An 11,663-nucleotide genomic window follows, 5' to 3' on the forward strand; every position below is an offset into this window, starting at 1 on the left:
GGACACCTTATGTGAAATATACATTTTATATTAGGAGTGAGTATATTTTATGAAGAAAAGACAGGTTGCTTTGGCTGCTGCCATCTGCACGGCATTGACAAGTGTAGGCTTTGTCGGTAATGCTTTTGCTGCAGAAAAAAACGATGATGATTTAATGTCATTCAATCTTGCCGAGATTGTTGTACACGGTCAACGTTACATTGCCGGTGAATTTGTCCGTGCAACCTCTAATGTTGGTATTTTGGGTGAGCAGGACGCTATGAAGAGTCCTATCAGCACAACCACCATTTCTGAAAAGGCTGTTGGCTCTTTCTTGTCCTCTACCGAAGGCTTGAGCAAAACTCTGAGCCTTGTTCCTTCTGTTGTAAAAACTTATGATGCAGCGGTAGACTGCGTTTCTATCAGAGGATTTGCTGATGATGGCCGCGGCTTTGTTATCAATGGCATTCCCGGTATGCAGGCTATGACTCGTCAATCCAGCAATTACATTGAATCTGTTGATGTTATCGAAGGACCTGCAACCGGTATTAACGGCTCCGGTATGGCTAACCGTTCCGGCGGTACCATCAGCATTAACAGCAAAAAGGCTTTAATGGATGAAGATACTCGTAAGGTTGGCATTAAATATCATTCTAAAGGTGCGCATGAGGAATATGTAGATTTTGGCACTCGCTTAGGCGAGGATAAAAGCTATGGCGTGCGTATTAATGCCAGCAATACCAATGGCGAGCGTTCTATTGAAAACTGGAACCTGAAGCAGAAAAATATTTATATCAACCTGGATCAGGAAACAGAAAACAGCAAGACTAACTTTATGTTTGGCTATACCGATACTGACAGTGAAGGCAGACCTTATGGTTTATCTGTTAGCAGTAATTTTATTGGCAATGCTTTACCGAGCGCTCCTGACGGAAAAATCAATACAAATCCAACCTGGCGTCGTGATAAAAACACTAACCTTGTTATGACCTTGAACCATGAACAGAAAATCAATGACCATTTAAAGGCTTTCCTGAACGCAGGTCATTTTAAACAGGATTGGTATTATTACGTTGGCTTTAGCAAGACTTTGTTGAATGAAGCAGGCGATTTTAGCGCAACCTCTGACAACTACTCTCTGCTGGAAAAACGTGATTATGCACAAATCGGCTTGAAGGGTGATTTTAAAACCGGTGATTTGAAGCATGAATGGGTAGCAGCTGTAGACAGAATGTGGCACTATTATGGCGGTCCTGACTATACAACAGAAACCGGCTGGACAGGTAATATTTATCATCCTAATACCGGCAGCTTTGCTCCGCCGACCTTTGCGCAAGTTGATGCCTACTATGGAACACATGCACGCATCAGCGGCTGGTCTGTGATGGATTCTATTACCATGGGTAATGAGAAACTGAATATCCTGGTTGGCCTGAACGGTAAATCTATCGCTAAGGATAGCTACAAAAAAGATGGCTCGCATAAAGCAAAAAGCGGCGATTACTATGACGTATCCCCAAGCTTTGGTATCAACTACACCTTTGATCCGCGTGTAGCTGTTTATGCAAATCATACCGAAGAGTTTGTTGAAGGCGGTATGGTTCCTACTGGTAAAGGCTATGCAAATCAAGGAACTACTTTAGATCCTTATAAAACAAAGCAAAACGAAATTGGTGTGAAGTTTAAAACCGGTGATTTCTTCCATAAAATCAGTTATTTTGATATCAAGCAAGCTAATGCTGTAGATGTTTACAAAGGCGGTCTTAAATATAAGCTTGCTGATGGTGAACGTAGACACAAAGGTTTTGAATACACAGCAACCGGCACTTTGGCAGAAAAATGGAACCTGATTGGCGGCTTTATGCACTTGAATGCTAAACAAAAAACTACCAGCGCAGCTACTAATGGCAAGCGTCCGAACGGCGTGCCTGAATGGAGCGCAAACCTGGGCGTAGAATATAAGGCTAACGATGATTTCTCCGTATTAATGCGTGGTAACTATGTTGGTTCCTCCTATGTACGCGATGAAAAATACAGCGTTCCCAGCTACTTCACCCTGGATGCAGGTGTAAATTATAAAACTTCTCTTAACAGCACTCCTGTAACCTTACGAGCAATGTGCTATAATGTTACTAATAAAAAGTATTGGGCACCTAGCGGCAATACACTGCACTCTGGTGGTCCGAGAACCTTTATGCTCTCCGCTGAATTTGATATCTAATTAAATTCAGTTCATATACTCAAACATCTCATACATCATCAAAAAAAATTACCAGGTACGCTCATTAATTTTAATGAGCGTACTTTGGTATCTCTTCATAAGATTAAGGAATTATAAGATGCTTAACTTTTTCAAACAAATAGAAGGCATATACGTAAGTGTTTTTTTGCTGCTGGTATTAATAGCGGTTATGTTTTTGGCACTTGCTGTCGGTACGGTAAAAATACCTATGGAACAGATTTATGCAGCAATAGTCAATCAGCTGCAGAGCGGTACTTCGCTTGATGGTGCGCTCAAAGGCTCTGTGCATGATATTGTCTGGCAGCTGCGCCTGCCGCGAATCGTCTTGGCTGCAGCAGTTGGTGCAGGACTGGCAAGCAGCGGTGTCATTATGCAGGCCATTGTTAAGAACCCTTTGGCGGACCCTTATATTTTAGGTATTTCCTCCGGTGCTTCCTTGGGCGCGACGGCAGCCATCCTTTTGGGGATAGGAGCATTTATGGGGGAAAACTTTATTGGCCTGGCAGCTTTTGCCGGGGCGTTTGCTATTTCGCTGCTGGTTTTATTTATTTCGAACCTGGGCGGACGCAGTAATTCAGTAAAGCTTTTGCTGGCAGGTATGGCGCTCAGCGCTGTGTGCAGTGCTTTTTCCAGCTTCATTGTTTACTTTGCCAACAACAAGGAGGGCATGCAGACCATCGCCTATTGGATGATGGGCAGTTTTTCCGGAGCCAAGTGGGATAACCTGATAGTTATTGTGCCGATAGTAGTTGTTGCTGTACTGTTCTTCTGGAGCCAAAGCCGCATTTTAAATCTGATGCTGTTGGGTGATGAATCGGCGCTGACCTTGGGTACTGATTTACATGTCTACAGGCAGTTTTATCTTTTGATCAGTTCGATTATTGTCGGCTTCGTTGTCTATGCTGCCGGCACTGTCGGCTTTGTTGGTTTGATAGTTCCTCATGTTATCAGAATGCTGGTGGGTACAGATCATAAAAAGCTTATCCTGGTGACTGCTTTAGCCGGCGCGATTTTTTTAGTTGTAGCTGACACGCTTTGCCGTATCCTGATTCCCGGAGCAGAACTGCCGATTGGCATTCTTGTAGCGATGATTGGCGCTCCCTGCTTTGTTTATCTGATGGTGAAGCGCACCTATGGCTTTGGAGGTAACTGATTGTGGAAATATTAGCTGAAGCAGTCAAAATGTTTGTAGGAAACAAGGAGATTCTGAAGGGAATTGATTTTTCTTTACATAACAAAGAATTTCTTGGTATTATAGGGCCGAACGGCAGTGGCAAGAGTACTTTCCTGAAGTGCGTTTATCGTGTGCAGAAGCCTACCAGCGGTGATATTTATTTTGACGGGCAGCATTTGGACGAGCTTTCTTATCGCGAATCTGCCTTAAAGCTGGCTGTTGTTGCCCAGCATAATTTTTACAGCTTTGATTTTTCCGTTCTGGATGTTGTGCTTATGGGGCGTTCACCGCATAAAAAAATGCTGGAGCGTGATAATCTGGAGGATTTTAAAATTGCCAGAAGCGCTTTGGCAAGAGTGGGAATGGAAAGCTTTGAAAAGCGCATGTTCTCTACGCTGAGCGGCGGTGAGCAGCAGCGTGTTATTCTGGCAAGAGCTTTGGCGCAGCAGACGGAATGCCTGGTTTTGGATGAGCCGACGAATCATCTGGATATTAAATATCAGCTGGAAATAATGGATATCGTAAAAAGTTTAAATGCTACCGTAGTGGCAGCCATTCATGATTTGAATATCGCTGCCATGTATTGCGACAGACTGATAGCCATCAGAAATGGTCTGGTAGTAGGCGTGGGAACACCGCAGGAATTATTGACAGAAGAATTCATTTATGATATGTATAATGTACATAGTAAAGTAGCTTACGATGCAGAATCAGGACGCATGAATATTGTTTATCTGCCGAAGCATTGGAGGGAATAAAGTGAAAAAAATTGTTATATTACATTGCCTGCGTTCAGAAGAAAATTGTACCGGAGCGGCCTGCTTCCAGGCGTTTAATGAGCGCTCTTGCCAGTTCGCACGTTATGGTGATGAGGAAATCCAACTGGTGGCGTTTATGACCTGCAATGGCTGCCGTAAAATCACCTTGGGCGATAGCAGCGGCTTAGAGGAAAAGATTGAAAGAATTTTAAGCATCAAGCCTGATGTTATTCATGTTGGTATTTGCTGCAAGACGCGTACCGATGATAACGAGTATTGTCCGGAAGCCTTGAGGCTGGTTGATATTTTCCATAACCATGGTATAGAAATCGTTTGGGGAACACATTCCGATGCTACCAGGCACCCGAGGAAGTTTACTTATGAATAAACGCTTTACCTTGGTTTCTTTGGCTATAGTACTTGGTATTTGTGCATTCATATATTTTACGCAGACACAGGCGTTTAACGCTAACCGTCCTGTTGCGCATGCTCAATCAGCCTATGGCGTAAGAGCTGTAAAAAATGTCAGAGTGCAGAATTATAATGCCTTGGGGGAAAATGTTTCTTACTATGACAAGGTACCGCAAAGAGTCATCGCTGTCGGCGAGCAGATTAATGAAACCCTGGTAGCCTTGGGCGTGGAGCAGAACGTTATCTGCCCGGTGCGTTACGGTAATCCCTTTTATACACCTGAACCGCAGTATGCTGAAGGATATAACAAAATCAAGTTTCTGCGCAATGTTGTCCTGAATATGGAGAACGTTTTATCTATGCAGCCTGACCTGATTATTTCCGGACAGGTGCTTTATGCGGATAAGGCGCTCAAAAGCACGGATTTCTGGAATAAGCGTGGTATTCATACCTATGTTTCCACCAATGCCAATTCTCCTACCTCGCATAATAAAAAGGAGACCTTAGAGCAGGAATGTGATTTTATTTTGGGCTTGGGCACAATTTTTGACAAGGAGAAGGAAGCAAAGAAAATTGTTGCCGATATGCAGCAGGATATCGCTGTGGTCAAAGAAAAAACGCAGAATATGCCAAAGCCTAAGGTAATGATTATCGAAATGCTGGGCAAGAATATAGTAGCTTATGATTCGACCAAGCTGGCAGGCGATATTTGCGTTAAATTAGGTGCAGATGTCCCAAGCTTTTCTTCGGGAACGATAGGCTTGGAAACTATTATCGAAGAAAATCCTGACGTGCTTTTTGTTGTAAAGAGTGGCGGTGATCCTGAGCAGGCTGCGGATTTTTTCCGTCAGCATCCGGGACTGCAATCACTTAAGGTTGTCCGTGAAGGCAAGGTATATGGTATATCCTTGAATTATACGTATAACAGTGCCATCAAAACAGGCGAAGGCATTAAAAAATTTGCTCATGGAATGTATCCGGAGCTGTTTTAAAAGATGAAACCGTACAACCCCTTGCCACACAAGGCTTTGGGGCTGTACGATTTTTTGTTTGTGTATGGTATAGAGTTGGCGGATTTTAAAATATCCTCATGAAATTGTAGTGAACACCTCAAAATAGGCTCATGAAATTGTTGTCAGCACCCTAAAATATCCTCATGAAATTGTAACTAACACCCCAAAATAGGCTCATTTTTTTGTTGAAGGAGTATTTACGCAGCTTTGGCAGGGCTGCCTAAACTTGCCAAAAGCTTGTATCTGTGCTATCATAAATATAGAAATGGTGCTTCCGATAGACGGTTGCCCTTAAAACTTTTAGTTATGAAAAATAACCGTCAGTTTGCGAGGCTGGGCGGTTATTTTTTTGCGTTCTTGTTGATTTCCATACCTAATTTAATGCAAGCAATGCATAAGCTCAGCAAAGCAATAACTTCGAGTATATCCATCAGTAACACCTCCCTCTTGCGGGATTTTCAGTGAAACTGAATTTATCGCGTCAGAGGGCAACCGCCTACCGTTATGGAAGCACCATAAAAATATTTTAACATATATAAAGGAAAGTGTACAACGAACAAGCTGTGGAAGTTTGGCGCTGTACGCTTTTTACTCTCTTGAATTGCAGTGCTTCTTGGGTTACAATAAAAGAAAAAGGGGGCGATGAAAATGGCTAAATTCTGTACTAATTGCGGAAGTGAAATTAAACCCGGTGCCAAATTTTGCGAGAATTGCGGACAAAAGCTGGAGCAGGAGCAAAAGCCGCAGGAGGGAGCAGGCGGAATTGCCGCGGCTGCCGGAGCTGCCGGTGCAGCCGGCGCTGCTTCAAGTGCCGATACAAGCTATAAAAAAAGCATTGGCGACAGCCATGATAATTTTGCGTCGGGAGCTAAGGCTGATGCTGCGCAGGTAAATCATAATACCGATAGTCAGGCAAATTCCTATAATAATTTTGCTGCCGATAATCAGCAAAAGTTTGCGGATGAACGTTTTGGCAGCAAGGATGATAACGGTTCTGCCAATTATAATACACCGCCGAGAGCAGGCAAGAAGTTTTTGAACCTTGGCGAAGGCCTGGATTTGCTGTTTAAGGACAGCAGTGCGGATAAGGAAGCTGTTTTCAAGGAACTGTTCTTTACGTCTGAGGGACGCTTGAACCGCAAGTCTTATATTTACAGAAGTATTTTCCTGTCAATTGTGCTTTTTGTAGTGCAGGGAATTTTGTCCTTTGCAACCGAAACTTTTGGCGCTCTTGATCTTCTCTTTTCAATTGCCGCCTTTGTGCTCGGCATATTCCAGCTTGCAGCTAATATTATGATGGGCGTACGCCGCTTGCATGATTTGGATAAATGCGGCTGGTGGATGCTGCTTTTGATTGTGCCGCTGGTTAACCTTTTCTTCTGCCTTTATCTGCTGTTCTTCAAGGGAACGGAGGGGCCGAACGAATACGGGGACGATCCTTTGCAGCAGTAGGCAGGCTCTAAGCATATAAAATATGGTGATATTACGCTTATGAAAATAGTCGCTCGTTCTTGTTACGCAGCGGCTATTTTTGCGCTTTTAGCAAGACGCGGCACGTAAAACTATGTTATAATAAACTGTTAGCTAATTATTAATGGAGGCGTAAGCACAATGAATTATACAGAAAGCCTGGCATATTTGGACAGCCTGGGCAAATTTGGCATTAAGCTCGGTATGGAGCGTATTGAAGGACTTTTGCGTGAGCTGGGAAACCCGGAGCAAAAGATTAAAACAGTGCATGTAACCGGCACTAACGGCAAAGGCTCTGTTACCAGCATGATTACGAATATTCTGCTGGCAGCAAACTTAAAGGTGGGCAAGTTTACTTCCCCGCATCTGGTGAAGTACAACGAACGCATTAACCTCAACGGCAAGGATATCAGCGACGAGGATTTTGCTACAGCGATTACTGCGGTAAAGGTTGCTGCGGACAGTGTTGTCAAAAAGGGCGTATGCGAGCAGCCGACGCAGTTTGAGATTTTGACGGCTGCAGCGTTTTTATATTTTTATCTGCAGAAGGTTGATTATGCTGTTATTGAGGTAGGCATGGGAGGCCTGTGGGATTCCACCAACGTAATTACGCCGGTAGTCAGCGTTATTACCAATGTTGCGCTGGACCATACCGACCGCTGCGGCAAAACGCTGGAGCGCATTGCTATGCAGAAGGCCGGTATTATCAAGGAGAAGGTGCCTCTGGTTACCGCTGCCGAGGGCAATGAAGCTCTTGGTCCTATTGTAAGTCTGGCTATGTTTAAGGAAGCGCCTGTTTATCTTTACGGCAAGGCTTTTCACGGCACGGAGGTAAAAAGCTCGATGGAGGGGCAGACCTTTACGCTGCATGCAGGTGATTTTTATCATTCCGATTATGAAATCAAGCTGCCGGGCGAGCATCAGATTAAGAATACCAGCGTAGCGATTGTTGCTGCCAAGCTTGTCAGCAAGCAGGATGACCGCATTAACGAGCTGGCGCTGCATGTGGGTGTAGCGAATACCGTTTGGCCGGGACGTTTGGAGCGTATTCATAAGAATCCGGATATTATTCTGGACGGTGCGCACAATCCTGACGGTGCCAAGGCTCTGCGTAATGCTTTGGATAAATACTATCCCGGCAAGCAGGTGCAGTTTGTCTTTGGCATGATGGGTGACAAGGATATGAGCGGTGTTATCAAAACGCTGATTAAGCAGGATGATGTTGTTTACACCGTGCGTGCCGATGAGGGTGCGCGTGCTGCGGAGGCTGCGGATTTGGCGAAGCTGGTGGGCAGCAATGCTGTGGCGGAGGCTGATCTTGCTACGGCGTATGATGCTGCTATCTGCGGAGCAGGCACTGACGGTGTTGTGTGCGTTTGCGGCAGCCTGTATCTGGTAGGCGAGTTTAAGAAGATGCTGCTGGCGGATAAGCGTGCGATGAACTGAAAGCGATATTGAGGTTTATTGACTTCGGTAACGAGTATCTGCGTCGCAATTAAATATCGTTCCAGTCAGAAGCAATTTTTCCGTGCCTTAGGGCACAACGCAAATTTCGTGTGGAACCAGGACGAAGCTTCGGTAAAATTTGTCAGACGGTAAGAGAAAGTTACGTACCCTTGCTTCTATGGTTCCGGACACTCATTTGCTAAAATTGCTATTCCTTACACGATATATTAATTGCTTGTTAAGGCTGTTTGCTAACCTTCTTGCCTGCCCCTCGGGGAAGGTGCCGAGCGTAGCGAGGCGGAAGGGGGCGTATCTGCGTCGCAATTAAATATTGCGTTGCGATATGTTAATGGCTCGGTTAAGAAATAGAATCTTTTGTTAGGGTGTATCATGACAAAACTGGCAAATTATCTTGAAAATAAAATATGGTATATGCTGCTGTTTACTGTGGCAGTTATTCCGCTGGAGCAGGAATTCACCTCCTTTTGCGTGGCGATGACCTTTATCGGCGCTGTGATTGTAGCGCATGTTAAGGGGCGCCCGCAGCAGGAAAACGTGCTGAAGCCGTGGCAGCAGGGAGCGTTTTATCTTCTTTTGCTGATTGCGGTTGTTTCGGTATATTTTTCTTTGGACAGATTTTTGTCCTTCTGGAATTTGGTGTATGTTGTAGGCCAGTATGCGGCGCTGTTTTTTGTGCTATTGCGTTACGGCCGCAGCAGTCAAGACAAGGCAACTTTGACTGCCTGCGAGGCTGAGCCGCTGACGCAAAGCGAGGCCTGGAAAAATGCTGACGCTAAGCAGAGGCTTGCGCTTGTGTGGCAGCGCTTCGGCATTTTGCCGCGTCCTTTGCAGCTCATCGGTGCTTTTTTAGGCGTGTCGCTGCTGGTGAGCGCCATCGGTATTGCGCAGAAGATTTTCGGCGTTACGGCTGAGGGCATCTGGGTGGACCCGGCGCAGTTCCCTGATTTGAAGGTGCGCGTTTTTTCTACGCTGGTTAACCCCAATATTCTGGCAGGCTATCTTGTGCTGGTTGTTGCGTACAGTACAGCCTTTTTCAATCAGACGAAGGCGTATAAAAAATGGCGTCTGGCGTTTCTTGTTACGGGACTTTTGGCAGCAGTCTGCCTGCTTTATACATATTCACGCGGTAACTGGGTAGCCTGCGCTGTGATGCTGCTGGCATTCTGCGTGCTGTTCTGCCGTAAGGCTTTTATTCCTGTCCTTGGCGGCGGTGCGGCGGCTCTGGCGCTTGGCGGTCAGGCGGTGCTGCAGCGGCTGGAATCTATCCGCGGCGGTTACGGCGGTGACACCTCTATTGCTCTGCGCATGGCTTATTTGAAGAGTACCAAGTGGATTATTGAGGAATTTCCTTTGGGCGTAGGCTGGTACGGCTATCGCTTTGTTTATCCTACCTATAATTTCTATCTGGCAGACAAGAACGTTATCATGTACCACTGCCATAATATCTTCTTGAATATCTGGGCAGAGCTGGGTGCGCATGGTCTGCTGGCCTTCCTTGTTATCTGGTTCGGAATTTTTCTGCCTGCAGGCTGGAGATTGGCATATCATGGACGCAGCTTGTGGCTGAAGGCTATGGGACGCGGTTATGTGCTGGCAACAGTAGGTATTATTATTGGCGGGCTGACGGACCATGTTTATTTTAATACTCAGATGGGATTATTGTTTTGGACCTTGGGTGGTTTGACTTTGCTTTGTGCCGGAATAAATGAGCGCTCCGATAATGAATAAAAAAGCAAAGAATTGATAAACAGTACCAATAAGAAGAAATCAGAGAGTAATATAAAAGATAATTAAAAGTAAAATAAAAATCGGATTAACTTTCAAAAAATACTAGACAAAAATAATGCGGTATAGTATAATTACGCATATAAAGATTAGTTAATAAAACAGCTCTGGGAACGGAATCTTTACTACGGCTATTTGTGATTCGTGAAGCTCACCAAATAGCCGTAAAAAATAGCGACAAATTTTGCGAATAAAGAAAAGAATCTAAATATAGAGAATATTAAAATTATAGTAGACATGTAAGCAAAATATAGTGTTTCTATAATCTGGGAAAGGAGAACAGCCTTGAAGGGCATGAGAGAAGTCAGGTAAACAATTAATTTGATTAAGGAAGGGATGATGCAATGTATAAGTGCAGAGAAGCAAGCACTAAGGAAATCATTGCTTTTCAAAAGGAGTTTTGCGAGAACTTGTCATCAGCTATAGGAATGAATAATAAACACCGCGTTCTGGTAGAGGCTTATGAGGAACTGCCGCCATGGAGTTTTGTTTATAATGCTGATGGCAGCGATCGCTTTTTGAAGGATGATATTATTATGCTCAAAGTGTGCGATTTGGAAAAGAGAGTTGTCTATTATCCGGTTTTTCCGGAAAAAAGAGGACTCAAGCTGCTCCAATGCTGGGATATGGCAGTTCCGCCGAAGCTGACTGCGTTTGAGCAGGAAGGTAAACAGGAAGGCAATGTACATCGTGCCAACCAAAGCTTGCGTAATCTTATCGCCTTTGCCCGTCTGTTTATGCTGTCGCAAAGCCGTTGGCATAAACCTATGGCCTACAGCTTCAATAATATTATTTCGCAATTATATCTCGTGCCGGAGGCAGACGTTGCTCCGGAAACGATTAAGCTTATAAATGATGTAATCGGCAAATATATCAGGGATGATTCCCAAGAGCATTATATTAAATGTAATAATTTACAGGATTTTATAGATTATATTCAAACTAAGTATTCTCTGGTGAAGTTTAAGTCGGATGATTTTTCGCTTTTAAGGAGAATATTGCACGACTATTATCCGGCAGAAAAAATATATTTTTAAGCAGCAGCTCAGCGCAGAACACGGCATGCGGACAGTTCTGCGCTTTTTATTCACTGTCTATTGCTTTTTTGCCATAATGGGAACAAGAAAGCAGAATAATACTGCTATATTGTGAAAGGAGGGGGACGTTACTAAAATTCTAATTCGGCAAAAATTAATTAAACGAATTAAAAGTAATTTTAACTCGATAAAACGAGTTAAAATTGAATTAAAATCGAGTTAGAACTGAATTAGATTGAGCAGTACTAAGATTTCACCAGGCACACTAGCGCCGCAATACGGTATTACCTGTTTCTCTTTGCTTTTCTCGGTTTTCACAAAAACTCA

Annotated in this window: 9 protein-coding genes; all 9 read left to right on the top strand. The window is 44.1% G+C overall.

Going from position 1 to position 11,663, the window contains the following annotated elements:
- The first annotated feature begins 49 nt into the window (after positions 1 to 49).
- The 9 genes from KAH19_RS06145 (at position 50) to KAH19_RS06185 (ending at position 11,336) form a co-directional block, all read left to right on the top strand.
- Positions 50 to 2,200 carry a TonB-dependent siderophore receptor gene (locus KAH19_RS06145; protein WP_210683846.1) on the top strand — a complete coding sequence of 717 codons (2,151 nt, stop codon included), beginning with the start codon at positions 50 to 52 and terminating at the stop codon, positions 2,198 to 2,200.
- Between the two features lie 118 nt (positions 2,201 to 2,318).
- Entirely contained in the window at positions 2,319 to 3,374 is a 1,056-nt protein-coding gene (locus KAH19_RS06150) for an iron ABC transporter permease (protein WP_210683847.1), read from the top strand.
- Positions 3,375 to 3,376: 2 nt separating this feature from the next.
- Positions 3,377 to 4,153 (top strand): ABC transporter ATP-binding protein, encoded by a 777-nt coding sequence (locus KAH19_RS06155; protein WP_210683848.1) that lies wholly within the window; start codon positions 3,377 to 3,379, stop codon positions 4,151 to 4,153.
- Between the two features lies 1 nt (position 4,154).
- Entirely contained in the window at positions 4,155 to 4,541 is a 387-nt protein-coding gene (locus KAH19_RS06160) for a CGGC domain-containing protein (RefSeq protein ID WP_210683849.1), read from the top strand.
- Positions 4,534 to 5,556, top strand: coding sequence for an ABC transporter substrate-binding protein (locus KAH19_RS06165; RefSeq protein WP_210683850.1), 1,023 nt, complete (start codon positions 4,534 to 4,536; stop codon positions 5,554 to 5,556). The genes KAH19_RS06160 and KAH19_RS06165 overlap by 8 nt, the downstream gene beginning before the upstream one ends.
- Positions 5,557 to 6,225: 669 nt before the next feature.
- Entirely contained in the window at positions 6,226 to 7,029 is an 804-nt protein-coding gene (locus KAH19_RS06170; protein WP_210683851.1) for a DUF805 domain-containing protein, read from the top strand.
- Positions 7,030 to 7,188: 159 nt separating this feature from the next.
- Positions 7,189 to 8,493 carry a folylpolyglutamate synthase/dihydrofolate synthase family protein gene (locus KAH19_RS06175; protein WP_210683852.1) on the top strand — a complete coding sequence of 435 codons (1,305 nt, stop codon included), beginning with the start codon at positions 7,189 to 7,191 and terminating at the stop codon, positions 8,491 to 8,493.
- A 390-nt stretch (positions 8,494 to 8,883) separates the two neighbouring features.
- A complete protein-coding gene (locus KAH19_RS06180; RefSeq protein ID WP_210683853.1) occupies positions 8,884 to 10,242 on the top strand; it encodes an O-antigen ligase in 1,359 nt (452 codons plus the stop codon).
- A 485-nt stretch (positions 10,243 to 10,727) separates the two neighbouring features.
- A complete protein-coding gene (locus KAH19_RS06185) occupies positions 10,728 to 11,336 on the top strand; it encodes a hypothetical protein (protein ID WP_210683854.1) in 609 nt (202 codons plus the stop codon).
- The last annotated feature ends 327 nt before the right edge of the window (positions 11,337 to 11,663 follow it).

The organism is Phascolarctobacterium sp. Marseille-Q4147, assembly GCF_017968825.1.
Classification (GTDB): Bacteria; Bacillota; Negativicutes; order Acidaminococcales; family Acidaminococcaceae; genus Phascolarctobacterium_A.

Coding starts and splice junctions, on each gene's coding strand:
- KAH19_RS06170 (WP_210683851.1), top strand. CDS start 6,226: ATGGCTAAATTCTGTACTAATTGCGGAAGTGAAATTAAACCCGGTGCC.
- KAH19_RS06145 (WP_210683846.1), top strand. CDS start 50: ATGAAGAAAAGACAGGTTGCTTTGGCTGCTGCCATCTGCACGGCATTG.
- KAH19_RS06165 (WP_210683850.1), top strand. CDS start 4,534: ATGAATAAACGCTTTACCTTGGTTTCTTTGGCTATAGTACTTGGTATT.
- KAH19_RS06185 (WP_210683854.1), top strand. CDS start 10,728: ATGAATAATAAACACCGCGTTCTGGTAGAGGCTTATGAGGAACTGCCG.
- KAH19_RS06150 (WP_210683847.1), top strand. CDS start 2,319: ATGCTTAACTTTTTCAAACAAATAGAAGGCATATACGTAAGTGTTTTT.
- KAH19_RS06175 (WP_210683852.1), top strand. CDS start 7,189: ATGAATTATACAGAAAGCCTGGCATATTTGGACAGCCTGGGCAAATTT.
- KAH19_RS06180 (WP_210683853.1), top strand. CDS start 8,884: ATGACAAAACTGGCAAATTATCTTGAAAATAAAATATGGTATATGCTG.